At 66.5% G+C, this 24,963-nt stretch carries 17 protein-coding genes; 7 read left to right on the plus strand and 10 right to left on the minus strand.

What is annotated here, in order from left to right; genetic code table 11:
• Positions 1 to 200: 200 nt before the first annotated feature.
• From KUV74_RS16455 to hrpB, 3 genes are all read right to left on the minus strand, one after another.
• Complete coding sequence (locus tag KUV74_RS16455; RefSeq protein ID WP_222516871.1) at positions 201 to 668, minus strand: YchJ family protein; 468 nt, start codon at positions 666 to 668, stop codon at positions 201 to 203.
• A 108-nt stretch (positions 669 to 776) separates the two neighbouring features.
• Positions 777 to 1,709, minus strand: a complete 933-nt coding sequence (locus tag KUV74_RS16460; protein WP_204248984.1) for a glutaminase — start codon at positions 1,707 to 1,709, stop codon at positions 777 to 779.
• Positions 1,710 to 1,819: 110 nt separating this feature from the next.
• Positions 1,820 to 4,402, minus strand: a complete 2,583-nt coding sequence (gene hrpB / locus KUV74_RS16465; protein WP_222516872.1) for an ATP-dependent helicase HrpB — start codon at positions 4,400 to 4,402, stop codon at positions 1,820 to 1,822.
• 328 nt (positions 4,403 to 4,730) lie between these two features.
• Between hrpB and KUV74_RS16470 the strand changes: the two genes are divergently transcribed.
• The gene (locus tag KUV74_RS16470; protein ID WP_249742876.1) at positions 4,731 to 6,158 is read left to right on the plus strand and encodes an NCS2 family permease; all 1,428 of its coding nucleotides are present in this window, start codon (positions 4,731 to 4,733) and stop codon (positions 6,156 to 6,158) included.
• A gap of 58 nt (positions 6,159 to 6,216) precedes the next feature.
• Here KUV74_RS16470 and KUV74_RS16475 read toward each other — a convergent pair whose 3' ends face one another.
• The gene (locus KUV74_RS16475) at positions 6,217 to 6,888 is read right to left on the minus strand and encodes a TetR/AcrR family transcriptional regulator (protein WP_222516873.1); all 672 of its coding nucleotides are present in this window, start codon (positions 6,886 to 6,888) and stop codon (positions 6,217 to 6,219) included.
• 364 nt (positions 6,889 to 7,252) lie between these two features.
• Here KUV74_RS16475 and xdhA point away from each other — a divergent pair, with 364 nt between their 5' ends.
• From xdhA to KUV74_RS16505, 6 genes are all read left to right on the plus strand, one after another.
• The gene (gene xdhA / locus KUV74_RS16480; RefSeq protein ID WP_222516874.1) at positions 7,253 to 8,731 is read left to right on the plus strand and encodes a xanthine dehydrogenase small subunit; all 1,479 of its coding nucleotides are present in this window, start codon (positions 7,253 to 7,255) and stop codon (positions 8,729 to 8,731) included.
• Positions 8,715 to 11,123: a xanthine dehydrogenase molybdopterin binding subunit gene (gene xdhB, locus KUV74_RS16485; protein ID WP_222516875.1), complete on the plus strand. Its 2,409-nt coding sequence runs from the start codon at positions 8,715 to 8,717 to the stop codon at positions 11,121 to 11,123. Before xdhA ends, xdhB begins: the two co-directional genes overlap by 17 nt.
• Entirely contained in the window at positions 11,120 to 11,959 is an 840-nt protein-coding gene (gene xdhC, locus KUV74_RS16490; protein WP_222516876.1) for a xanthine dehydrogenase accessory protein XdhC, read from the plus strand. The genes xdhB and xdhC overlap by 4 nt, the downstream gene beginning before the upstream one ends.
• Before the next feature lie 322 nt (positions 11,960 to 12,281).
• Complete coding sequence (gene guaD / locus KUV74_RS16495; protein WP_222516895.1) at positions 12,282 to 13,577, plus strand: guanine deaminase; 1,296 nt, start codon at positions 12,282 to 12,284, stop codon at positions 13,575 to 13,577.
• A 152-nt stretch (positions 13,578 to 13,729) separates the two neighbouring features.
• Positions 13,730 to 14,776, plus strand: a complete 1,047-nt coding sequence (locus tag KUV74_RS16500) for a rhodanese-related sulfurtransferase (protein WP_222516877.1) — start codon at positions 13,730 to 13,732, stop codon at positions 14,774 to 14,776.
• Positions 14,777 to 15,412: 636 nt separating this feature from the next.
• Complete coding sequence (locus KUV74_RS16505) at positions 15,413 to 16,375, plus strand: cytochrome-c peroxidase (RefSeq protein ID WP_222516878.1); 963 nt, start codon at positions 15,413 to 15,415, stop codon at positions 16,373 to 16,375.
• A 173-nt stretch (positions 16,376 to 16,548) separates the two neighbouring features.
• Here KUV74_RS16505 and KUV74_RS16510 read toward each other — a convergent pair whose 3' ends face one another.
• From KUV74_RS16510 to KUV74_RS16535, 6 genes are all read right to left on the minus strand, one after another.
• Positions 16,549 to 17,544, minus strand: a complete 996-nt coding sequence (locus KUV74_RS16510; RefSeq protein WP_222516879.1) for an adenosine deaminase — start codon at positions 17,542 to 17,544, stop codon at positions 16,549 to 16,551.
• A 47-nt stretch (positions 17,545 to 17,591) separates the two neighbouring features.
• Positions 17,592 to 19,397 (minus strand): thiol reductant ABC exporter subunit CydC, encoded by a 1,806-nt coding sequence (cydC, locus tag KUV74_RS16515; protein ID WP_222516880.1) that lies wholly within the window; start codon positions 19,395 to 19,397, stop codon positions 17,592 to 17,594.
• Entirely contained in the window at positions 19,381 to 21,153 is a 1,773-nt protein-coding gene (gene cydD / locus KUV74_RS16520; RefSeq protein WP_315900847.1) for a thiol reductant ABC exporter subunit CydD, read from the minus strand. The genes cydC and cydD overlap by 17 nt, the downstream gene beginning before the upstream one ends.
• Positions 21,146 to 22,144, minus strand: coding sequence for a cytochrome d ubiquinol oxidase subunit II (gene cydB / locus KUV74_RS16525; RefSeq protein ID WP_108133771.1), 999 nt, complete (start codon positions 22,142 to 22,144; stop codon positions 21,146 to 21,148). Before cydB ends, cydD begins: the two co-directional genes overlap by 8 nt.
• A gap of 4 nt (positions 22,145 to 22,148) precedes the next feature.
• Positions 22,149 to 23,558 carry a cytochrome ubiquinol oxidase subunit I gene (locus tag KUV74_RS16530; RefSeq protein WP_108133772.1) on the minus strand — a complete coding sequence of 470 codons (1,410 nt, stop codon included), beginning with the start codon at positions 23,556 to 23,558 and terminating at the stop codon, positions 22,149 to 22,151.
• A 306-nt stretch (positions 23,559 to 23,864) separates the two neighbouring features.
• Complete coding sequence (locus KUV74_RS16535) at positions 23,865 to 24,854, minus strand: calcium/sodium antiporter (protein WP_108133773.1); 990 nt, start codon at positions 24,852 to 24,854, stop codon at positions 23,865 to 23,867.
• Positions 24,855 to 24,963: the final 109 nt, after the last annotated feature.

The following is a 24,963-nucleotide window of genomic DNA, read 5'->3' on the forward strand; positions in this document are numbered from 1 at the left end:
CGGCCAGCCGCTGGCGCGCCCGACCCTGGCATCGAGGCGCCTTGCCCCTGAGGGCGCCTCCTGCCCGGGAGCGCCATGCAAAAAGCGCAGACGCCTGCACAAAGGCCGCCCCTCGGGGCGGCCTTTATCGTTTACAACCCTGGTTCACTTCGATGCCACTTGAAACGTGCGCCGACGCCCCTGAAGCGGCCGGCGACGGGTCAGGCGCAGCACTGCTTGAACTTGCGCGCACTGCCACAGGGACAGGGATCGTTGCGTCCCGGCTTGAGTCGAGACACCCGGGCCTCGCCATCCAGATAGACCCAGCGTCCCTGGTGGCGCACAAAGCGCGAGCGCTCTTCCAGCACGCCCCAGCGCTGCCGCCCCGGCGTGCCCTCGGCAAAGGTCGCACGAAACTGCACCCAGCCCTGGTCGCCTGTTTCACCGCTATCGAGTATCTCGAGACGCTTCCAGCGGGTATCGTCGTCACCGCCCAGTTGCGCCGGGCAACTGTCCGGGTGCCAGCTATGGCGAAGGTAGTCCTCGAGCCCGAGGGCGAAGGCCGCAAAGCGCGAGCGCATCAGCGCCTCAGGCGAACCTGCGTTCTCGCCCTGGTGCAGCAGACCGCAGCAGTGCTCGAGGACCAGACCACTGCCGCAGGGGCAGCGGGTGGATGACGTTGTAGTCAAGGTACGGCACTCCTCTTATCTACCTTGCGCTTTGCCACAGCGCGGGCCTTGTACGAACACCCGACGTGGGTGGCAACGCTTTAAACAGACTGCCGACCTGTACCGGCCTCACGCAAATACCGACCAGCCTGTGGCCTTGGACAGCCCTTCCAGGGCAGCGGTGCCCTTGAGCGAATTGCCGTAGCGATCCAGGCCCGGCGACCACACTGCAATCGAGGCCACGTTGGGCACCACCGCCATGATCCCGCCCCCGACACCGCTCTTGCCCGGGAAGCCGACCCGATAGGCGAAGTCCCCCGAGCCATCGTAGTGGCCGCAGGTCATCATCAACGCATTGATCGCCCGTACCCGCTCGAGCCCGATCATGCGCTGGCCCTCGAAGCCACCACACAGAAAGCGTGTGGCCCTGGCGAGCTGGGCGGTGGACATCTCGATGGCGCAGTGATGGAAGTAGGTGCCCAGCACCCGGTCACAGTCGTTGGTCAGGTTGCCGCAGGATCGCAGGAAGTAGGCCAGGGAGAAGTTGCGATCCCCGGTGGCATGCTCGGAGCGCGCCACCTGCTCGTTGATATGGATATCCTCGTCGCCGGAGGCCTCGCGCAGAAAGCGCAGAATCTCGCCGAGGGTGTCGCGTGGCGCATTGCACCCGAGCACCGCGTCGGTGGTGACAATCGCCCCGGCGTTGATGAAGGGATTGCGGGGAATGCCGTCTTCCACCTCCAGCTGGACGATGGAGTTGAAGGCCCGGCCCGATGGCTCGCGCCCGACCCGCTGCCACAGGCCATCGCCGTGGCGCCCCAGCGCCAGCGCCAGGGTGAAGACCTTCGACACGCTCTGGATCGAAAAGGCCTTGGCGGCGTCGCCGGCATGAAACTCCTGTCCATCCACGGTGCACACACTGATGGCGAACTGGCGGGGATCAACACAGGCAAGTTCGGGGATATAGCTTGCCACCTGGCCCCACTCGCCAGCCTGACGAGCCTCGCGATCCAGCCTCTCGACCAGCGCCTGCAGTTGTTCCGGCGTAAGGGTCTTTCCCATGAGCGTGATTCTTCCAGGAGCCTGACAAGGCTGGCGATGGTCGCCCCCTCCTTCGTGGCTGTCAACGCCGGTTCCCGGCCGGGGACAATCTCCCGGGCGATATGTCCCGCTCAGCGCCCGCGCCGCTTGGTGCGCATGGTCGCCTCGGCGGCAAGCGGATCTTCTGGCCAGGGGTGCTTGGGGTAGCGGCCGCGGTTCTCCTTGCGCACCTCGGGGTAGACGTTGTGCCAGAAGCTTTGAAGGTCCATGGTCGTCGCCAGCGGCCGCCGCGCCGGGGACAGCAATTCCAGGCGTACCGGCACCCGCCCGTCGACGATACAGGGTGTGGCTTCGCAACCGAACAGGGCCTGCAATTTGGCGGCCAGCACCGGCACGATACGCGTGCCGTGCTCGTCGCCGTCGTCGACCTCACGCTCATAGCGCAAGGCCGCGCTGTCACCGCTTGGCAGCGCCAGCCGTCGCGGTGCCAGCTCGTCCAGCTGGCCCGCCAACGGCCACGGCAGACGTTCGCGCAACAGCCGTTCCCAGGGCAGCGCCAACACCTGATCGAGCCGCGACAGGCCATCCAGATGCGGACCGAGCCAGTCCTCGAGCTCGGCCATCAGGCTGGCGTCGTCAAGCTCCGGCCACTGGGGATCATGCGTCCGTCGCAACAGCGCTACCCGTCTTCTGAGCTGCTCTGCCGCCTCGTCCAGCGGCAGCGCCTCGCGCTGCCCCACGGCATCGAGCAGCGCCCTATGCCTCGCCTCTCGACTCGGCGGTCCTGCCAGGGGCTTGCGCTCCAGCACCACGGCATCGAGGGCGCGTACCCGCTCGCCTTCCAGGCGTCCCGCCGATGCGTTCCAGGCGACCCGCTCGGTCCAGTCGCCAAGTTCAGGAAAATGCGCCAGCAGTGCCGCCTCCTCGATCCGTACGCCGCGATAGAGCCGGGCCTCACGCTGGCGACCGTCCAGGTCCACCGTGACCAGCAGGGGCGCGTGGGCCAGGGGGTGATCGCTTGCCAGCGTCACTAGGCCACCGCCACGCAGGCGAAAGCGTCCGGGCGAAAGGTGCTGAGCGACACGGTCGGGGTAGGCACAGAGCAGAAGCTCGCCCAGGGTTGTTGAGGCGCCCGGCTCGCCTGTCTCACGGGACTCACCCCCATGGGCCTTGTCCAGCGCCACCCCGGCGCGCTTGCACAGTCGCCGGGCCTCCCGCTGCCAGGCAGGGTCTGGCCTAGGCGACGACAACAGCTGCGAAAACACCCGCTCCAGATCCGGCTCCCGCGAGGCGCCCTGACGACCTTCCAGCCAGGCGGCCAGGGCGCAGGCCAGGGCCAGCGACGCCTCGCCGGCGCGACTGGCCCGCTCCAGCATGGCGGCGAGCCGGGGATGCACCGGCCAGCGTCCGGCTGCCCGGCCCAGCGCGGTCAAGCCGCCGTCAGGCTCGACCAGCCCGAGGGACTGCAACAGCCGACGCCCGCTATCCAGGGCCGCTGTCCCTGGTGAAGTCACCCAGTCAAGCGCGGACGCGTCCTTGACGCCCCAGCGCGCGAGTTCGAAGGCCAGGCCGGACAGGTCTGCCTGGTGTATCTCCGGCTCGGCGTGGGGCGGCAGCGGCTGCTCTTCCGCCCACAGCCGATAGCAGCGTCCAGGCCCCTGGCGCCCTGCCCGCCCACGCCGCTGATCGGCGCTGGCTCGGTTGACACGGCGGGTCTCGAGACGCGAAAGCCCGGTACGCGGGCTGAACACCGGCACCCGCTCCAGTCCGGCATCGACCACGCTGCGCACGCCATCCACGGTGACACTGGACTCGGCGATGGCGGTGGCCAGTACCACCCGACGCCGGCCATTCGGGTCAGGACGAAGGGCAGCGCGCTGCTGCTCGAGCGGCAAGCGTCCATGCAGCGGCAGTATCGCGATATCCTCCAGACGCTCGCCCAGCCAGCGCCCGAGACGTTCGATTTCGGCAACCCCAGGCAGGATCACCAGCACGTCGCCGGCAGGATCACCACCACCCCTGGCATCGTCATCTCCGCCATTGGAGACAGGATCGGACGCCTGCAGCGCCTCCATGACCACCCGGCCCTGCTGCTCTTCCGCCGAGGCGCGCTGGGACAGCGGCCGATACAGCGTCTGGACCGGATACTGCCGCCCCGGGCACTCGATCACCGCCACGTCCTGTCCCAGCACGCCTTGCATGGCGGCCACGTCCAGGGTGGCGGACATCACCACCAGGCGCAGGTCCTCGCGCAGCCCCTGCTGGACGTCGAGGGCCAACGCCAGCCCCAGGTCGGCCTCCAGACTGCGTTCATGGAACTCGTCGAAGAGGATGCCGGTGACCCCCTCCAGCATGGGGTCGTGCTGCAGCATGCGCGATAGCACGCCCTGGGTGACGACTTCGAGGCGAGTCATCGGGCCGATCCGGCTCTCGCCACGCATGCGGTATCCCACCGTCTCGCCCGGCCGCTCGCCCAGCAGCTCGGCCATGTGGCCCGCCGCCAGACGCGCCGCCACCCGACGAGGCTCCAACAGCAGCAGACGCCCACGACCATCGTCGCCACCGCACCAGTCGCAGTCCAGCAGGGCCAGCGGTACCCGAGTGGTCTTGCCGGCCCCGGGCTCGGCCACCAGCAGCGCCCGGTTGTGCTGTTCGAGCGCTGCGGTGAGCTGAGGCAGTCGGGCGTCGATGGGCAGGCTGGGCGGTGAAGACATCGGCTCGGGGGCTCCTGGCGCGGGACGGGACAAGAAAAGACAAGACAAGACAAGACAAGACAAGACAAGCAAGGCAGCAATGCAGCAATGCAGCAATGCAGCAATGCGCCGCCGATGATAGCACGCCGCCACCCTAGGGCCCGTCGGCAGCCACCCGCCCGAGGCCTGACCTGTATACACCAGCAACAACATTTTGTTGCCAGTAGGTGACGTTTTTGTCTACGCTCTTCAAGCTGACCGAAAGGTCAGGTTTTTTTAAGCGCGACGCCCGTCGCGGCATCACCCAGACAATCGACAGCGGCCACTACAACGACAAGAGGACCCTGAGATGAGCGAGACCACGTCCACGCTTTCACCGCGCGACCGTCATCCGGCAGCCAGCGCGAGTCGCCCTGACGGCGACGACGGCACTGCGGATCAAACCAGCCAGGACGCCGTCGGCCGGCTTGCCTGGCTGGATCGCTACTTCAACGTCAGCCGCCGGGGCAGTTCACTGAAGACCGAACTGCTGGCCGGGATCGCCACCTTTCTGGCGGGTATGTACATCATCGTGGTCAATCCAGCGGTGTTGTCGGACGCCGGCATTCCCTTCTCGGCGGCGCTGTCGGCCACGGTGGTCATCAGCTTTCTGAGCAGCCTGGCCATGGCGCTGTACGCGCGCAACCCCATCCTGGTGGCACCCGGCATGGGCATGAACGCCCTGTTCACCTACACCCTAGTACTGGGGGCGGGCCTGTCCTGGGAGGTCGCACTCGGGTGCGTGTTCTGGTCCGGTGTGATGTTCGCCGTACTGGCCATGTTCAACGTCCGCGAGGCGATCATCGACGCCATTCCGCCGTCGCTGCGCTACGCCATCACCTGCGGTATCGGCCTGTTCATCACCTTTATCGGGCTCAAGAACGCCGGCTTCATCGTGGCAAGCCCCGCCACCCTGGTCAGCCTGGGCAGCCTGGACGCAAGTCTCGCCACCTTCTTCATCGGCCTGATCGTGACCGCCGTGCTGGTCATCCGCGGCTTCAACGGCGCCCTGATCCTCGGCATCGCCACCACCACCCTGCTGGCCGCACCGATGGGGCGTCTGTGGGGTGACGAGGTGGTCGTGGCATGGCAGGGACTGGCCGCCTGGCCAGACTTCTCGGCGCTGGGTCAGGTCGACGTGCTGGGGGCTCTCAAGGTCGCCTACCTGCCCTTTATCTTCGTGATGCTGTTCACCAACTTCTTCGATGCGCTGTCGTGCTTCATGGCGCTGTCGGAATCCGCGGGGCTCAAGGACGCCAAGGGCAACCCGCGCAATCTCAAGCGCTCGATGACGGTGGACGCCTTCGCCTCGATGATCGCCGCTCCGCTTGGCACCAGCGCCGCCCAGACCTTTATCGAGTCCGGCGCAGGGGTCGCCCAGGGCGGGCGCACCGGCCTGACCGCGCTGGTGATCGCGCTGCTGTTCCTGCCGTTTCTGTTCCTGTCGCCGCTGCTGTCGCTGGTGCCGGGCATCGCCACCTCGCCGGCGCTGGTGCTGGTGGGGCTGTTCATGATGGCCCCGGTGGGCAAGATCGACTGGGGACGCTTCGAGGAGGCCTTTCCTGCCTTTCTGGCGATCATCCTGATGCCGTTGACCTACTCGATCACCCTGGGCATCGCCTTCGGCTTCATGAGCTTCGTGCTGATCAAGCTGGCCACCGGCAAGTTCACCGAGATCAAACCCGCCATGTGGGTGTCCGCGGTGCTGTCCGCGATCATGCTGGTGACGGCGCAATAAAAGCGCGCGAGCCCCGGGGCGCCCGCCGCCGGGGCAAGTTGCTAGCGGCCAGACAGCACTAGCTGTTGGAGGAAGACACCACCCCACAGCCCTTCAGGACCACCTGGATCAGAAAATCGGTGACCCGCTGCATATCGTCATCGGTGAAGTCGTCATGGCCGGTGATGCCGGCGACCTGGCTTTGAAAATCTGCATAGTGCTGGGTCGCCGACCAGATCAGGAAGATCAAGGATACCGGGTCCACCGGGTCCATCAGGCCGCGCTCGGCCCACTGACGAAACACCTCGGCACGGCTTTCGACCCAGTCGCGCAGCTCGCCACGCAGATAGTCCTGCAGAAAGGGAGCGCCCTGAAGGATCTCGCCGGCAAACAGGCGCGAGGCCTCGGGGTGGCGTCGAGACATCTCCATCTTCGAGCGGATAAAGGCACTGAGCACCTCGGCGGGATCATCATCCACCGAGATATCGTCGAGCATCATGTTCCAGCGCTCCATCACCCCTTCCAGCAGGCGAACGTACAGCGCCTTCTTGCTGCCCATGTAGTAGAGCACATTGGACTTGGGCAGCCCGGCTTCCTCGGCAATCAGCTTCAGGCTGGCGCCCCGATAGCCGTGACGCGAAAACACTCGCTCGGCGGCGTCGAGTATGTCGCGTTCGTTACGCTGGCGAATGGCACCAGCCTCCGCCTCCAGCGGCGCCTTCAGCGCCGTGTCATCAAGCTGTGAGCCCATGGTTATCCCGGTCGTCGAATCGCCCGCCACCGCCGGTTGCAGGTGGGTCGGCAAGGAGGAAAAGAGTGCCTGAACCCCACCGCTCTGGCAATTGGGCAAAGCGGCTAACCTGGCGCGACAGCGCCTGTGACGGGCAGCTTTTTAGGCCTCTGCTGTGGTCGCCGACAGGAACACGCGGCGGGCACCGAAAAAAACTCGACGGCGTGACTTGAAGAAGCTGACCGATTGGTCAAGAATGAAGTTACCCCCTTGCCATGGCGATGCCCCTTGGTACCGACTCGCTGACAACCACTCGGCTCAGCCTGCAACCAGGACATCGACCAGGACATCAACGACGACAACGACAACATAAGCGGACCTGACCATGATCGAGTTCTTCCTCAACGGGCGGCCACGGCGCGTCGACGCCGAGGCCCACCTCAGCGTGCTCGACCTGCTGCGCGAGCGCCTCAACCAGACCGGCACCAAGGAAGGCTGCGCCTCCGGCGACTGCGGTGCCTGCACCGTGGCGATCGGCGAGCCCGATGCCGACGGCAACCTGCGCTATCACAGCGCCAACGCCTGCATCATGCCGGCCCACCAGCTCAATGGATGCCACCTGGTCACCGTCGAGGGGTTGTCCCGGGGGGACGAGCTGCATCCTTGCCAGGCCGCCATGGTGGAACACCACGGCAGCCAATGCGGCTTCTGCACCCCGGGTATCGTCATGTCGCTGTTCACCCTTCATGAAGATGACCGCGCGCGGCCCGCGCCACTGACGCCTGAGCGACTGGAAGCGGCGCTGGGCGGCAACCTGTGTCGCTGCACCGGCTATCGCCCGATCCGCGACGCCGCCCTGGCCATGGGCGACACCCCGGGCTTCCGGCCCGAATGGCTCGACGATGACGCCCTTGCCCAAACGCTTGCCACCAATGTGGGTGAGCCTGCTACCCACAGCGGCTTTTACCAGCCGCGCCGCCTCGATGAGCTGGTCGAACTGCGCGCCCGCCACCCCGACGCCCGCCTGGTGGCCGGCGGCACCGATCTCTGGCTCGAAGTCACCCAGAATCTGGCGGACTTCGCCGAGGTCATCGATGTCACCCGGGTAGAACAGCTCAAGGTGCTGGAAGCGGGCCACGACGCCAGCGGTCGACCAGGGATGTGGGTCGGTGCTGCCGTCACCTACACGCAACTGGAACCGCTGTTTGCCGAGCGCTATCCCGCCTTCCATCACCTCCTGCATCGACTGGGCTCTGGTCAGGTGCGCAACCGCGGCACCCTGGGTGGCAACGTGGCCAACGCCTCGCCCATCGGCGACACCCCACCGGTACTGCTGGCACTCGACGCCTGCCTGCGCCTGACCGGACCCGGCGGCAGTCGCGAACTCGCCGCGGCGGACTTCTTCATCGACTACAAGAAGACCGCCCTGGCGCCGGACGAGTGCCTGGAAGCGATCTTCCTGCCGACGCTGGCAGCTGACCGCCAGCTCAAGGTCTGGAAACTGTCAAAACGGCGTGAGGACGACATCTCGGCGGTACTCGGTGCCTTTAGCTGGGCCCTGAAGGACGGCGCCCTGGCCGAGGTCCGCCTGGCCTTCGGCGGCATGGCTGCGATCCCGGCCCGGGCAACCGGCGCCGAGGCGGCACTGGAAGGCCATGCCCCTTCACCCGAGCGGTTCGCCGCCGCCATCGATGCGCTGGCCGAAGACTTTCAGCCCATGAGCGATGTGCGTGGCAGCAGCGACTATCGTCGGCACGCCGCCGCTGCACTGATCGAACGCCTGCGCCTGGTCGTCGCCGACGCGGCATCCCAGGACTCTCAGCACCCGACCCAGGAGGTGATGCTCCATGCGTACGCTCACTGATCTGACCACACCTGCCTCCGCGGCCAGCGATACTGCCGATACTCCCCGCCACGCGCCGGCGGCCAAGGGCTTCTCGGGCAGCGCCGCTCGCCACGAAAGCGCGGTCAAGCACGTCACCGGGCGCGCCGCCTACATCGACGACCTGGCGCTGCCGGCGGACGCGCTGCACCTGGCGGTGGGACTCTCGCCGGTCGCCAGCGGACGCATCACCGGGCTGGACCTGTCCGCCGTGCGCAGCGCCCCGGGCGTGGTCGACGTGATCAGCGTCGCCGACGTCCCGGGCCACACCGATATCGGCCCGGTCTTTCCCGGCGATCCGATCATGGCCGACGGCGAGGTACTCTACGCCGGCCAGGTGATCTTCTGCGTCGCCGCCACCAGCCATCGTGCGGCGCGTCAGGCGGTCAAGAAGGCGCGCCTGGAGATCGATGAGGTCGAGGCGAGCCTCGACCCAGTGGCCGCCGCCGAGGCCGGCGACGTGGTGCGCCCGACCCACCGCCAGCAGAGCGGTGACTGGGAGGCCGCCCTGGCCGGGGCGACACACGTCATCGAGGACGAGCAGTTCGTCGGTGGCCAGGAGCACTTCTATCTGGAGGGGCAGGCCTGCGTGGTCCACCCCACCGAAGACGAAGGCGTGATGGTCCACACCTCCAATCAGCATCCCAGCGAGACCCAGAAGCTGATCGCCGAGGTGCTGGGCATCCCCTTCCACGCGGTCACCGTGGAGGTACGCCGCATGGGCGGCGGCTTCGGCGGCAAGGAAACCCAGGCCTCGCCCTGGGCCTGCCTGGCGGCGCTGATCGCCCGCCGCACCGGCAAGAGCTGCCGTGTTCGCCTGCCCCGGGCCGAGGACATGAAGGTCACCGGCAAGCGCCACCCCTTCCACAACCGCTATCGGCTCGGTGTCGATGAACAGGGCGTGATCCAGGGCGGTGACATCACCGTCATCGGCGACTGCGGATACTCGCCGGATCTGTCCGAAGCCATCGTCGACCGCGCCATGTTCCACGCCGACAACGCCTATTCACTGGGCCAGGCTCGGGTCACCGGTCATCGCGCCCGTACCAGCACCGCGTCAAACACCGCCTTTCGTGGCTTCGGTGGTCCCCAGGGCATGATGGTGATCGAAGCCGCCATGGAGGACATCGCCCGCCGCGTGGGCGAGGATCCCCTGACGGTGCGCAAACGCAACCTGTATCGCCAAGGCCGCGACCAGACCCACTATGGCCAGACGGTGGACCAGATCACGCTGCTGCATGACCTGATCGAGCGGCTCGAGACCTCGAGCGACTACTGGTCCCGGCGCCAGGCAATCACCGAGTTCAACGCCGACAGCCCGGTCATCCGCAGGGGCCTGGCGCTGACCCCGGTGAAGTTCGGCATCTCCTTCACCGCCCAGCACCTCAACCAGGCCGGTGCCCTGCTGCACGTCTACACCGACGGCAGCGTGATGATCAATCACGGCGGCATCGAGATGGGCCAGGGCCTGCACACCAAGGTGTGCCAGGTGGTCGCCCGCGAGCTGGGGCTCGACCTCGAAGCGGTACGCATCAGCGCCAGCCGTACCGACAAGGTACCCAACACCTCACCCACGGCGGCCTCCAGCGGGGCCGACCTGAACGGCCAGGCGGCACGCGACGCGGCCAGCAAGCTGAAATCGCGGCTGTTCGACTTCGCCGCCGAACGCTACCAGCTCGACCGTCAGGACATGCGTCTGGAACAGGGCGAGCTGATCGCCGGCATCGGTGGCAGCGAACGACGTATCGCCTGGGGCGAGCTCATCCAGGACGCCTACCTCGGTCGGGTGTCGCTGTCCGAGAAAGGCTTCTACGCAACGCCGTTGATCCACTACGATCGGGCCAGCGGCAGCGGACGCCCCTTCTACTACTTCGCCTATGGCGCCGCCGTCGCCGAGGTGGCACTGGACACCCTCACCGGTGAGTACCAGGTGGATCGGGTCGACATCCTCCACGACGTGGGCGACTCGCTCAATCCGGCCATCGACGTGGGCCAGGTGGAAGGCGGCTTTATCCAGGGCATGGGGTGGCTGACCAGCGAGGAACTGAAGTGGAACGAGCGGGGCCAGTTGACCTCGTTCGGCCCGGCCACCTACAAGATCCCCGCCTACGGCGATCTGCCGGCCACCTTCAACGTCGAGCTGATGCAGGGCCACCCCAACTCCATGGCCAGCATCTACCGCTCCAAGGCGGTGGGTGAGCCGCCCTTCATGCTGGGGATGTCGGTGTGGTGCGCGCTGCGCGACGCCCTGGCGAGCCTCACCGACTACCGCCAGGCGGTACGGCTGGACACCCCGGCAACACCTGAGCGGGTCATGGCGGCGGCACGCCTGGCACGCCGGGTGAATGAGAGTCGTGCAGGAGGCACCCCATGAGCGGCGAGCGCTGGTACGACGCCCTGGCCCGCCTCCGACGCGCCGGCCTGCCCCATGTGCTGGCCACCCAGGTGACCAGCCAGGGGTCGACCCCACGTGAGCCTGGCGCCAGGATGGTGATCACCGCCGACGCCATCATCGACACCCTGGGCGGCGGCACCTTCGAATGGCAACTGATCGCCTGCGCCCGGGAACGCCTCGAGCGCGGTGAGGCCGGCCTCAGCCTGGAGGCCTTTTCGCTGGGTGGCCGCAGTGGCCAGTGCTGCGGCGGCTTCGTCAACGTGCTGCTCGAAACGGATCTCGGTACGGCCACGCGCCTGGCGCTGTTCGGCGCCGGCCACGTGGGCCGCGCGGTGGCCTCATTGGCGGCGCCGCTTGGCTGGCGACTCGACTGGTACGATAGCCGCGAGGACGCCTTCAGCGGGCTCAACCCGGCACCAGGCCAGCACCACCACCGGCTGGACGACTGCAACACCAGCGCCGAGTCGCTGCCTGGCGGCAGCCACGTGCTGGTGCTGACCCACGACCACGCCGAGGACTACGCCCTGGTGGAGGCACTGCTCAGGCGCGGCGACATGGCCTCGATCGGGCTGATCGGCTCGCGCAGCAAGTGGGCCAGCTTCCGCGGGCGACTGGAGCGTGCCGGCATCCCGCAAGATCGCATCGACGCCGTGCGCTGCCCGATCGGCGACTCCGGCGGCGACAAGACGCCCTACGCCGTCGCCCTGGCCGCCCTGGCCGAGCTGCTGCCACTGGCAAGCCCCAGGCCGGAGGGGGCACGTCGCGACGCGCTGCGCGGCCTGGAAAGCGCAGAAGTACGACGCCTGTTTTCCTGAACCTGTCCTGGCCCGACCGTTACCCGTCTGGCCGGGTAGCACCAGGCGTCTGCCTCCCTGGCCGCCGCGCCTGCCGCCTGATCAAGCCGCCTGATCAAGTCGCCAGGCCAGCCGTCAGGCCAGTCGCCACCCATGACCACAACGTCACCGCCATAGTGCGATGACGCGATGACCCTATAAGCGACGACCCGATAAAGAGTGCCCCATGACCGAGACCCGTAACGCCTCTGCCAGCACCGCGCCCAAGCCCGAGGCTTTCTCCGGAACTTCCGCCGGCGCCTCCACCAGCCCCGCTGGCAGCCCCTGCTCATCGAGCTGGGTCATGCGCGCGCGCATCCTCAGCTTCAATGCCGATCCCGGCGACGGCGACACCCCGCTCGAGGGCAGCGTCAGCTACTTCGCCGACGGCGTGCTGTGGTGGGCCGAGGGTGTCGTTCAGGCGGTGGGCGACTATACAGAGCTCGCCCCCCACCTGCCCGCCGACGCCAGCGTCATCGACCACCGCGACAAGCTGGTGATGCCAGGCTTCATCGACAGCCATGTGCACTATGTGCAGCTCGAGATCATGGCCTCCTACGGACGCCAGCTGCTCGACTGGCTCAACGAGTACACCTTCCCCGAGGAATGTCGCTTTGCCCAGCGCGAACACGCCGAGCAGATGGCCGACGTCTTCCTCGACGAACTAATGCGAGTAGGCACCACCACCGCCCAGGTGTTCTGCTCGAGCCACCCGGCCTCGACCGACGCCTTCTTCAGCGCGGCCCAACGCCGCGACCTGTGCATGCTGGCCGGCAAGGTACTGATGGACCGCCATGCCCCCGACGCGCTCACCGACGACACCTACGGCGGCATCCGCGACAGCGAGCGCCTGATCAGTGACTGGCACGGCACCGCGCGTCTCGGCTACAGCGTCACCCCACGCTTCGCGCCTACCTCCACCCGCGCCCAGCTCGACGCCGCCGGTGGCCTTCTGCGCAATGATCCGAGCCTGTGGCTGCAGACCCACCTGTCGGAGAACCTGGGTGAGCTCGACTGGGTGGCCGAGCTGTTTCCGGGCAGCCGCGACTACCTGGCGGTCTACGAGGAATCCGGGCTGGTGGGGCCGCGCAGCACCTTTGCCCACGGCATCCACCTGGACGACGAGATGCGTACCCGAATGGCCGAGCGCGGCGCCAACATCGCCTTCTGTCCCAGCTCCAACCTGTTTCTCGGCAGTGGCCTGTTCGACCGGGCCGGCGCCCGGGCCCAGGGGCTGAATCTGACGCTGGCCAGCGACATCGGCGCCGGTACCGACCTGTCGGGACTTGCCACCCTCAAGGCGGCCTATCAGGTCGGCCAGCTCAGGGGCACGCCACTGACCGCCTGGGCAGGCTTTCATGACCTGACCCGAGGCAACGCCGTATCGCTGTCACTGGACGATCGGATCGGCAGCCTGACCCCCGGGCGCGACGCCGACTTCGTGGTTATCGACCTGTTCGCTTCGCCGCTGCTGGCCCGACGCATGGGGCGCACCCAGTCGCTGGCGGAGGAGCTGTTTACCCTGATGATGCTGGGGGACGACCGCGCCATCTACGAGACCTGGGCGGGGGGACGCCTGCAGCACCGCCGCCAGACCTGAAGAACCCGACGACAGGCGCCGGCGACCGGCGCTTGCACGGGGTGATGGCTGGCCGGGAAATTCCTCGGCGAGTGCGCTAGAATGCGCGCCTTGAATACCACACGCTGCCAACGCTGCTCCGGATTTACGCTCCGGCTCGCACGAGGACAACCATGAGTCACGATACTTCACCCCCTGACACAGCCACCGAAACCGCCACTTCTGGTCCAGACACCCTGGTGGTGTGCGCCCTGTATAAGTTCGTCACCCTCGACGACTACGAGGCGCTGCGCGAGCCGCTGCTCGACACCCTGCTCGAGCATCAGGTGCGCGGCACCCTGCTGCTGGCCCGTGAAGGCATCAATGGCACCGTCGCCGGCACCCGCCAGGGCATCGACGCGGTGCTCGCCTGGCTACGCGCCGACCCGCGCCTGGCCGAGCTCGACACCAAGGAGTCACTGACCCGTCGTGCGCCCTTCATGCGTACCAAGGTCAAGCTCAAGCGCGAGATCGTGACCATGGGCGTCGAGGGCATCGACCCGCGCCATACCGTCGGCACCTACGTGGACCCCAAGGACTGGAACGAGCTGATCCAGGACCCCGAGGTGCTGCTGATCGACACCCGCAACGACTACGAAGTCGAGGTAGGCACCTTCGAGGGCGCGGTCAACCCGGCCACCAGCGCCTTTCGCGATTTCCCCGAGTACGTGAAGAAGACCCTGGACCCGAGTCGCCACAAGAAGGTGGCGATGTTCTGTACCGGCGGCATCCGTTGCGAGAAGTCCACCGCCTATCTCAAGGAGCAGGGATTCGAGGACGTCTACCACCTCAAGGGCGGCATCCTGAAGTACCTGGAGGACGTACCGAGGGACAAGACCCTGTGGCGTGGCGAGTGCTTCGTGTTCGACGACAGGGTGACCGTCGACCATGATCTCAAGCCCGGGCGCTATGACCAGTGCCACGCCTGCCGCATGCCGATCACCGAGCAGGACAAGCAGAGCGAGTACTACCAGAAAGGCGTCTGTTGCCCGCGCTGCTACGACCGCCTGAGCGACGAGCAGAAGGCCCGCTTCGCCGAGCGCGAGCGCCAGATGCGCCTCGCCCGGGAGCGCGGCGAAGCCCATCTGGGTGCCGACGCGGTGGCACGCATGGAAGAGCGTCGCGAGGCCAAGCGACGCGCCAGGGAAGCGGCGCGCGAGGCCAATCGCCAACAGGGCTGATGCACGGCTTCTGGTGTTGCACGCCCGTTGATGCATGCCGGCTCATGCACGCCGGCCCTCCAGCCACAACACCTGCCAGACCAACCGCCAGACCAAAAAAGAGGCGCCCTGGGATTTATACCAGAGACGGGCGCCTCTTTTGCGTGTCACCGAGGACTTCGCCGGTAGCGAAGGGCGCGCCGAAGCGCCCCCAGGTGTGCTGAAAGAAAGGACGACCGCCTGCTCGATATCTTCCTCGACTCGGTCGGCGATCACGCCGAAAACACCTTAGATTCCGACGTTTTCGCTTCGACATCATGCCTCAGCAATCTTCCACACAGCCCGTTGCCCGAAAAGCGGCCGCTGCACACACAGGATCACCTATTACTAACACCAGCGCGGGCAAGCCTCAGTGCCATCTGGTGACATGAAGCACGCCTTGAGCATCAGGGTTCGCCATCAACCTGTGCCGCTACTGATTCCCGCTGTCGCTCGCCGGACAGCGGCAGGCTCAGATCGCCCGCCTGGACGGCAAACCGTGACGTGACGCAACGAAGGGAATACATGATGCGACCTTGGCCCAACTACCTTCCCCCTGTTCTGGCCGGCACTTTCTTGGCCAGCACTTTTTTGACCGGCACTTTTTTGGCCTGCAGCATGGCCGTCGCCTCCCAGGCGTCGGCGGCAACCACATCAGACACCGAATCCGACGAGCAACAGGACTATCGACAGTATTTCACCCCTCTGCCTTCGCTTCCCCCCATCCCCGCCGACAACAGCCTCACCGCTGAGAAGGTAGCGCTTGGCAAGATGCTGTTCTTCGAACCCCGGCTGTCAAAGAGCAGCAACATCAGCTGCGCTTCCTGTCACAACCCGGCCCTGGCCTGGACGGACCGGCTGCCGACGGCGGTCGGCCACGATGGCCAGGTGGGAGAACGAAACTCCCCCACCGCGCTCAACTCGGGTTTTCTTGGCTCACAGTTCTGGGACGGTCGCGAACCCGACCTGGAAGGCCAGGCGTTGGGTCCTATCCAGAACAGCATCGAGATGGCCCACGACCTGGACGGCGCCCTTGCCCGCCTTTCCGCCGTCGACGGCTATTCCGATCACTTCCAGACGGCATTTCCCGATGACGAGGCTCCGCTGTCCTCCGGCAACCTGGCCGACGCCATCGCCAGCTTCGAGCGCACGCTGAATACGCCGAACGCCCCGCTCGATCGCTACCTGCTCGGTGACGAGGATGCCCTCACCGATCAGCAGAAGGCTGGCATGAAGGACTTCGTGGACGTCGGGTGCATCAGCTGTCACCGCGGTGCCAACTTCAGCGACAGCCTGTTCCATCCGATTCAGGTGCCGGGATCGGATGATCCCGGGCGCTTCGCGGTCACCAACAAGGAAAGCGATCGACAGGCCTTCAGGACGGCATCACTGCGCAATGTCGCCCTCACCTACCCCTACTTTCACGACGGCTCGGCCGAGACGCTTGAAGACGTCGTGCCCATCATGGGCGAGCAGATGCTCAAGCGGGAGCTTGATGAAGCGACCGTCGAACGTCTGGTCAGCTTCCTGCATGCCCTGACAGGAGAGCAACCGGTGGTCACGGTGCCTGCTCTGCCCTGATCCAGTCCTGATCCAGCCCCGGGCCAGGCCTGACCCGGTACTATCACCAATTGCCCCCTGCAAACGCCAGCGCCGCCTCCCCCGACAAGGGGCAAGGCGGCGCTTGACGTGCCAATCCCGGCGTCCGGCATTGTCTGAAACGTCGACGTATGCAGGCACTTTTACGGCAAGGCCTAGGATTCCACCAGCCGCTGTCTCAGCGCCTGCCTCCTGTCCTCATCCATGAAGGCCGCCTCGATGGCGTTGCCGGCCAGCCACTTGAGGGTCTCGTTGGACCAGCCGAAGGCCCGCTGACAGGCGGCGAAGTTGTCGCGCATGCCACCGCCGAAGTAGGCCGGGTCATCGGAGTTGATGGTTACCACCAGTCCTGCGTCGATCAGCGTCGGCAGGCCATGATCTTCGAGCCGTTCCACCACTTTCAGGCGCACATTGGACAGCGGACACACCGTCAGCACGGTGCCTTCGTCGGCCAGCCGCTCCATCAGCTCGATGTCCTCGATCGCCCTTACGCCATGGTCGATGCGACACACCTGAAGCTCATCCAGTGCCTCGCGGATATAGCTCGGTGGCCCCTCCTCACCTGCGTGGGCCACGCGCTCGAGGCCCAGCTCCCGCGCCCGGGCAAAGACCTCCTGGAATTTGCTCGGCGGATTGCCTCGCTCAGCGCTGTCCAGCCCCACGGCACTGAAGTGGTCATGCCAGGGCGTGCTGTCCTCGAGCAGCTGCATGGCATCGGCGGCGGGCTGATCACGCAGAAAGGCGAGGATCATGGCGGTGGAAATATCCAGCTCGGAGCGGGCCTTGGCGCAGGCGGCCGTCAGGCCTTCCATCACCTCGGACAGCGCCACGCCACGGGACAGGTGGGCCTGGGGGTCCACGTGCATCTCGATATGCACCACCCCCTCGGCGGCGGCGCGCCGGAAGTAGTCCATCGCCAGGTCCTCGAAGTCCCGGGCGCGGACCAGCACGCTCATGCCCTGATAGTAAAGATCGAGAAAGGACTGCAGGTCGCTGAAGTCGTAAGCCTGTCGGGCCGCCTCGATATCGGCGTAAGGCAGGCTGACCCCGTTACGCTCGGCCAGCGCAAACATCAGCTCCGGCTCCAGCGTACCCTCGATGTGCAGATGCAGTTCCGCCTTGGGCAGGCGGGTCAGAAAGTCGTCGGTCATGGTGTCTGGCCCTGTGGCATCGAACCGTAGAAATCAGGTGTCGTCGTTTACATGGTGACGCATTCGCCCCGGGCTTGCCATGGCGTACCGGCCGCCATGTCGATGACCCTGGGGATGTGCTCCATGCCGGGCGACGGCGAGTCGGGATCATGATGGTGCAACAGCATGAGCACCGTGCGTCCGGCCAGCCAGGGGCCGATGCCCTCGGCCACCCGCCGCGCGGTGGCCGCATCCAGCGAGGCAAAAGGCTCATCGAGCACTACCAGGGCGGGATCGGTCAGCCACAGACGCGCCAGACCCAGACGTCGCGCCTGGCCGCCGGAAAGCTGTCGCCCCCCTTCCCCCACGCGTGTCTCGAGCCCGCCGGGCAGACCCTGCGCCCAGTCGGCCAGGTCTACCGCAACAAGCGCCTGCCACAGCCGCTCCGGGCTCGCCTCGGGGGCGCCCAGACGCAGATTCTCGGCAAGGCTTGCGTCAAACAGCTCCACCCGCTGGGTCAGACAGCCCACTTTGCAGCTCAACCACTGCGGGTCCAGGGCTTCCACCGCCTGGCCGTCCAGGGTCAAGCGACCATGGTGGCCTCGCAGCTCCCCGGCAAGCAGCGCCAGCAGCGTCGACTTGCCACTGCCGGAGGGGCCACAGATCGCGGCCCTCTCCCCCGGCGCCAGCCGGAAGCTCAGGGGCGACAGCGCCTGATCGAGCGCCTGCGGATAACGAAAACTCAGCGACGTTGCGCAGACCTCCAGCCCTCCACACTCGGCAGTCCCGCTTCGAGGCGCAGCGTGCACTGCAACAGCTCGGGTGGTGTCTGATGAGACATTTGCAGGCGCTGCACGCTGCTGGTCGATGGCATTGAGCCGCTCGGCGGCGGCGAGGCTTGCGCCGGCCTGGGTGAAGGCGGCGGGCAGACTTGCCAACCCCTCGGCCAGGGCCAGCGAGGCCAACGGCAGCATCACCAGCACGGCGGCGCCCAACTGGCCGCCACCGAAGGCGGCGAGGCCACCGATCAATACAAGCCACCAGGCGCCCCCCATCACCAGCGTCGTCAGAACATTGCCAAACCCGGTGATCAGTGACAGTCGCCACTGAGCCGCCAGCAGCTCGTCCTCGAGGGCTTCAAGCTCGCCACGGCGGCGCGCCAATGCGCCGTAGGATTCGAGTTCACTCAGACCGCCAAGGGTTTCGATCATGGCCGAGCGCAGTCGCTCCAGCCCGACGACGCGGCGACGACAGGCCGCAAGACCCAGGCGGGCCTGTCCGAGGGTCAGCCAGCTCCAGCCGAACAGCAGCAAGACACCCAGCACCAGCGCGGCCTGGGGCAGCCACACCGCTACCAACGCTACCAGCGCCGCCCCCAGCACCAGCGCCATCGCCGCCGGCGCCAGCAGCCGCAGGTAAAGCGCGTCCAGGGTATCGATATCGGCGGTCAGACGGTTGAGCCAGTCGCCGGATCGCCTTGCCCCGAGGCTGGCGCCGTCCATCGCCACCAGGCCCGAGAAGCAGCGCGCCCTCAGGCGAGCCAGCAGTCGCAGGATGGTGTCGTGGTTGTAGAGGCGTTCGACGTAGCGTGACACGGTACGGGACACCGCAAACAGACGAATGCCCGCCCCTGGGGTGTAGACGTCCAGGGTCGCCGCCATACCCGCGGCCAAGGCCGCGCCGGTCAGCGCGCTGGCGGTGATGAACCAACCCGACACCGCCAGCAGCCCCAGCGCCGACAGCGCGGTCAGCACCATCAGCACCACGCCAAGCACCAGGCGCCGACGAAACGACGCATGCACCTCGATCCACGGACGCAGACTGGCAATCCCCGCAGCGAATCCCGTATCCGTGCGCTCAGTCGACGACGCCATGGGCCACCTCTTGCTGTTCTCTTCCACTCGCGGTGACTCGCCCATCGAGCAGCTCCACACGCCGGTCCCCCATGGCCAGGATGGCCGGGTGATGGCTGGCGATGACCAGCGCCCGGCCCTGGCCGGCCAGACGCCGAAAGCCGCGAATCAGTACCGCTTCGGTCTCTCGATCCAGACTCGCCGTCGGCTCGTCCAGCAGCACCAGCGCGGCATCACTCAGGAACACCCGCGCCAGCGCCAGGCGCTGGGCCTGCCCGCCGGACAGGCCCAGGCCATTTTCGCCGATCCGGGTATCGAGTCCCTCGGGCAGAGCCGCGACCAGCGGCTCAAGGCCCGCCTGCTCGAGCGCAGTGCGCAGGTCGTCATCGCCAGCGTTCGGCGCCGTCAGGCGAAGATTGTCGGCGAGGCTGCCCTGGATCAGCAGCGGGCGCTGGTCCATCCAGGCAAAGGCGATGCCCGGTGCCGATCGGCGCGTCCCCTCGCCAGGCCCGACAAACCCCGCCAGCATCGCCAGCAGGCTCGACTTGCCGGCACCCGATGGGCCGCTGATCACCACCACTTCACCGGCGTCCACCCGGAAGTCCAGCGGACCCAGCACGCGGCCACGCCCAGGGTGATCCAGGCAGGCGCCTTCGAGCCGCGCAAGCTGGCCACCGGACAACACTGAAGAAGCGGGACTTTCCGCAGTGCCAGGCGACGAGACGGGCGACACTCGCGACGGATCGATGGGTTCATCGAGCAGTTCCGTCAGGGCCCGGGCGGCGGCCAGCGCCGAGGCACGATCGTGGTAGTGCTGGGACAGTGTGCGCAGCGGCTGAAAGAACTCCGGGGCCAGCAGCAGGATGGCCAGGCCACTGCCCAGCGTCAGCGAATCGGCCACCTCCAGCGGCAGATCCCCGAGCAGGCCAAAGCCGATGTAGATGGCCAGCACCGCAATCGCCACCGAGGAGAAGAATTCGAGCACTGCCGATGACAGAAAGGCCAGTCGCAAGGGCTTCAGGGTGCGCCGGCGATAGTCGTCGGCGACCTGGGCAACCTCGTCGGTGACCCTGTCGCCGGCACCGAACAGTCGAATGGTGGCGATGCCACGCACCCGATCGACGAAGTGCCCGGACAGTCGCGTCACCGCCGCGAACTGGTCGCGATTGAGCGATTCGGCACCCATGCCCACCAGCGCCATGAACAAGGGAATCAGCGGCGCGGTGATCGCCAGCAGCAGCGCCGCCAGCCAGTTGTGCCAGGCGATGATGGCGAAGATGACCAGCGGCACCACCATCACCACTCGAAGCTGCACCCAGAAGCGTGAGGTGTAGCCGTCCAGTGCCTCGACCTGCTCGACAAGGCGATGGGCCAGCCCGGCACTGTGATGGCGACCGGCACGCACCGGTCCCAGCGCAAACAGATGCTCGAGCAACTCGTGGCGTACCGCGCGGCGAAGGCGCTGGCTGGCTCGCTGGGCCAGACACTCCTGAGCAAAGCCAGCCCCGGCACGCAGGGCCAGAAGCCCCAGTAGAGAGACAAGCCAGGGCCATAGCTGGCTCAGGGAACGGTCACCCTCGATCGCCAGTACCAGCACCTTGGCCAGCAGTACCCATTGGACCACACCCGCGAGTCCTGCCAGCACCGCGAAGGCCGCGGCCAGGGTCAGCGGACGACGCTGAGCCCCGGTGTGCTGGTTGAGCCACCGCCGCGCCCTGGTGGCCTCGCCGCGAGACGACTCAGAACGAGGCGACTCAGCACCAGACGACTTAGTGATAGCCGCCCCCTCTTACCTTGCCGCGGAACACCCAGTAGGACCAGGCGGTGTAGCCCAGTACCACCGGGATCACGAACAGCACCCCGAGCAGCAGAAACAGCTGGCTCTCCGGAGCCGAGGCGGCGTCCCACAGGGTGATGTCCGGCGGGATCAGGTAGGGCCACTTGCTGGCCACCAGCCCCAGGTAGGTGAAGAAGAACAGTCCCAGGGTAGCCACGAACGGCTGGCCCTCACGGCGACGGGCCACCGAACGCCACACCATGGCGGCGCACAGCAACGCCAGTGCCGGGAACACCCAGAACAGGGTCAGGTGGCCGAACCAGCGCTCACGCACGAAGTCGTCGACGAACGGCGTCCAGATACTGATCACGGCAAAGCCCGCCAGCACCAGTCCCAGCAGCCTGGGCGTGATGCGGTAGGCCCATTCCTGCACCTGCCCCTCGGACTTCAAAATCGTCCAGGTCGCCCCCAGCAGCGCATAGCCCGCCATCAGTGCAAGGCCGGTGATCACGGTGAAAGGCGTCAGCCAGTCGAAAGGACCGCCTACGTAGACATTGTTGGCGACCTCGAAGCCCTCGATGTAGGCGCCGACCACGACCCCCTGACAGAAGGTGGCGACCATCGAGCCCCAGCAGAAGGCACGGTTCCACCAGTGGCGATTACGTACCGACTTGAAGCGGAACTCGAAGGCGATGCCACGGAAAATCAGGCCGGCCAACATCAGGAAGACCCCAAGATAGAGCGCCGGCAGCAGGATGGTGTAGACCAGCGGAAAGGCCGCCAGAAGTCCCGCCCCGCCGAGCACCAGCCAGGTCTCGTTGCCGTCCCATATCGGCGCTACCGAGTTCATCATCACATCCCGGGCGTGCTCGTCCGGAGCGAAGGGGTAGAGGATACCCACCCCGAGATCGAAGCCATCCATCAGGATGTACATCATCACGCCGAACCCGATGATCAGCGCCCAGATGGCAGAAAGGTTGATCAATTCCATGTCATCAACTCCCGAACTGGCGGCCGGCGTCGGCCTCGAGGGTGGCGTGGGCGGCGGACAGCGGGCGCTTGGCCGTCTCGACCTCGTCGTCGTGGGGCTCCTCGGCCAGCATGCCCTGGCGCACCACCCGGGTGAGGTAGTAGCCCCCGGTCAGGAACACCACCGCGTAGACCAGCACATAGCCGATCAGGGTAGCGAGCACCATCCAGCCACTGAGCGACGGCGTCACCCCCTCGGCCTGGGTCATCATGCCGTACACCAGCCAGGGCGCGCGGCCCGCTTCGGTGACAAACCAGCCACCCAGCACCGCGATAAAGGGCGCCACACTCATCAGCCTCAGCGTCTGCAGGAAGGGACGACTCTTGTACAGACGACCGCCACGGCGCAACCACAGGCCGGTGAAGGCCACCGCGATCATCAGCATGCCCATGCCGACCATGGCGCGGAATGACCAGAACACGAACCACACCGGAGGTTGCTCCTCTACCGGGACCTCCTTGAGCCCGGGTACCTCACCGTCCAGGTCATGGGTCAGGATCAGGCTGGCCAGGCGCGGAATGCCGATCTCGAAGTGATTTTCCTGGGCCTCCTTGTCCGGCCAGGCGAACAACAGCAGCGGCACCCCGGACTGGGTCTCCCAGTTGGCCTCCATCGCCGCCACCTTGGTCGGCTGATGCTCAAGCGTATTGAGACCGTGGGCGTCGCCGACCACCGCCTGTACCGGCGCCAGCACCAGCAACAGCCACATGCACATGGACAGGGCCTTGCGGTTGGCCTCGACGTCGCGACCGATCAGCAGATACCAGGCGCTGACGCCGGCCACCACGAAGCCGCCGGTCAGGAAGGAAGCCAGCGCCATGTGGGCAAAGCGATAAGGGAAGGAGGCATTGAACATGGCCTCGCCCCAACTGGTGACGCTGAAGTGGCCGTCGATCATTTCCACCCCGGCGGGGGTCTGCATCCAGCTATTGGTGGACAGGATCCAGAAGGCCGAGATGAAGGTGCCCACCGCGACCATGATGGCGGCGAACAGGTGAACCCCCTCGGCCACCTTGCCACGCCCAAACAGCAGCACCCCGAGGAAGCCGGCTTCCAGGAAGAAGGCGGTGACCACCTCATAACTCAGCATGGGGCCGAGGAAGTTGGACGTCGCCTGACTGAAGTTGCTCCAGTTGGTTCCGAACTGGAAGGCCATGACGATCCCGGAGACCACGCCCATGCCGAAGACCACGGCGAAGACCTTGACCCAGAAGGCGGCCAGTCGATCCCAGGCGGGATTGCCGGTCTTGTAGAAGAGTCCATGCAGGACAGCGACATAGGACGCCAGCCCTATGGTAAAGACGGGGAAGATGGCGTGGAAGGATACGACGAAGGCGAACTGTATACGTGACAGAAGCACGGGATCCAGTTCCATGAGCGACTCCTCGAGGCAGGGATGACCGACGGCACCGCCCTGCCTCGGGAACACAACCCGACCCTGGCAGGACAGCATCGAACCCGAGCGGAATCGAATCGATAGAGCGCAGCCTTGCTCGGCTAGCCTGGCAATCTATCTATGCACAATCATGCATCTTCGATCCCGCTTGCCCCCAGCATAGAGGTCCCGCAGGCCTCTGTCCCATGGCCAATTGTCGCACGCACCCATGGCCGATCACCTACCCGCTTGTGCGCCCACCAGCCTTGCCTTTGCCGTGGCAAGGGAACGCAGCCAGGTGTCAGGTCAGGACTGCCCCAGCACCAGCGATACCAGATAGGCGGTGTAGGCCAGGTAGACGGCAACCAGGACGCCACCCTCGAACCGATTGATGCGCCCCGCCCGGCCCTTCCAGCCCAACGCGAACACCGCCATCATCAGGGTCATGGCGGTCATCAGCGACCAGTCTCGCATCAGCACCTCACGCCCGGCCTCGATCGGCGCGATGACGGCGGCCAGCCCCACCACCCCCAGGGTGTTGAACAGGTTGGAGCCGACCACGTTGCCCAGCACCAGATCATGCTCCTTGCGACGCAGGGCACTGATGGACGAGGCCAGTTCCGGCAGCGATGTGCCGATGGCGACCACGGTCAGCCCGATGATGACGTCGGACACCCCGAGACCCTGGGCGATATCCACCGCGCCCCACACCAGCAGCCGGGAACTGACGACCAGCAGGGCCAGGCCCAGCACGGTAAGGAAGATGCCCTTGCCCAGCGACATGGGATGAGCATCGAGTTCCTGCACGGTATCGGTGGCCAGGGCGTCCGCCCTGGCGGCGGCTTCCTCGCGCCGGCTCTGGATCACGCTTGCGACCATGAACACCAGCAGCGCCAGCAGCAGCAGCGCGCCCTCCAGCCGGGAGATAAGCCCGCCCCACATCATCAACGCCGACACCAGGGTGGCGGCACCGAGCACCGGCAATTCGCGCCGAATCACCGATGAATGCACCGCCAGCGGGGAGATCAGCGCCACCAGCCCCAGGATGAGGCCGATGTTGGCGATATTCGAGCCATAGGCGTTACCGAGTGCCAGCCCCGGGTTGCCCTGTGCCGCAGACAGCGCCGACACCGTCAATTCCGGTGCCGAGGTGCCGAAGCCGATCACCAGCATGCCCACCAGCAAGGGCGACAGTCCCAGCCGCGCAGCGGTGGCCGCGGCGCCCTCGACAAAGCGTTCGGCGCTCCACACCAGCACCACCAGGCCACCCAGAACCGCCAAAACGGGAAGCAACATGTCAACTCCTCACCCATGATATCGGTCGCATCTTTGTCTATGGTGTCACCCACGTCAACGTGCCACACTATTTAATTCGCAGGATCAGCTTGTTAAGCCATCAGCGCCT

Source organism: Halomonas sp. DP1Y21-3 (assembly GCF_019801245.1).
GTDB lineage: Bacteria > Pseudomonadota > Gammaproteobacteria > Pseudomonadales > Halomonadaceae > Halomonas > Halomonas litopenaei.

What these genes read in the sequence shown, in the direction of transcription:
- xdhB (WP_222516875.1), top strand. Translation starts at nt 8,715, where the DNA reads ATGCGTACGCTCACTGATCTGACCACACCTGCCTCCGCGGCCAGCGAT.
- guaD (WP_222516895.1), top strand. Translation starts at nt 12,282, where the DNA reads ATGCGCGCGCGCATCCTCAGCTTCAATGCCGATCCCGGCGACGGCGAC.
- KUV74_RS16500 (WP_222516877.1), top strand. Translation starts at nt 13,730, where the DNA reads ATGAGTCACGATACTTCACCCCCTGACACAGCCACCGAAACCGCCACT.
- cydC (WP_222516880.1), bottom strand. Translation starts at nt 19,397, where the DNA reads ATGGCGTCGTCGACTGAGCGCACGGATACGGGATTCGCTGCGGGGATT.
- cydB (WP_108133771.1), bottom strand. Translation starts at nt 22,144, where the DNA reads ATGGAATTGATCAACCTTTCTGCCATCTGGGCGCTGATCATCGGGTTC.
- KUV74_RS16530 (WP_108133772.1), bottom strand. Translation starts at nt 23,558, where the DNA reads ATGGAACTGGATCCCGTGCTTCTGTCACGTATACAGTTCGCCTTCGTC.
- KUV74_RS16475 (WP_222516873.1), bottom strand. Translation starts at nt 6,888, where the DNA reads ATGGGCTCACAGCTTGATGACACGGCGCTGAAGGCGCCGCTGGAGGCG.
- KUV74_RS16535 (WP_108133773.1), bottom strand. Translation starts at nt 24,854, where the DNA reads ATGTTGCTTCCCGTTTTGGCGGTTCTGGGTGGCCTGGTGGTGCTGGTG.
- xdhC (WP_222516876.1), top strand. Translation starts at nt 11,120, where the DNA reads ATGAGCGGCGAGCGCTGGTACGACGCCCTGGCCCGCCTCCGACGCGCC.
- KUV74_RS16470 (WP_249742876.1), top strand. Translation starts at nt 4,731, where the DNA reads ATGAGCGAGACCACGTCCACGCTTTCACCGCGCGACCGTCATCCGGCA.
- hrpB (WP_222516872.1), bottom strand. Translation starts at nt 4,402, where the DNA reads ATGTCTTCACCGCCCAGCCTGCCCATCGACGCCCGACTGCCTCAGCTC.
- KUV74_RS16510 (WP_222516879.1), bottom strand. Translation starts at nt 17,544, where the DNA reads ATGACCGACGACTTTCTGACCCGCCTGCCCAAGGCGGAACTGCATCTG.
- xdhA (WP_222516874.1), top strand. Translation starts at nt 7,253, where the DNA reads ATGATCGAGTTCTTCCTCAACGGGCGGCCACGGCGCGTCGACGCCGAG.
- KUV74_RS16505 (WP_222516878.1), top strand. Translation starts at nt 15,413, where the DNA reads ATGGCCGTCGCCTCCCAGGCGTCGGCGGCAACCACATCAGACACCGAA.
- KUV74_RS16460 (WP_204248984.1), bottom strand. Translation starts at nt 1,709, where the DNA reads ATGGGAAAGACCCTTACGCCGGAACAACTGCAGGCGCTGGTCGAGAGG.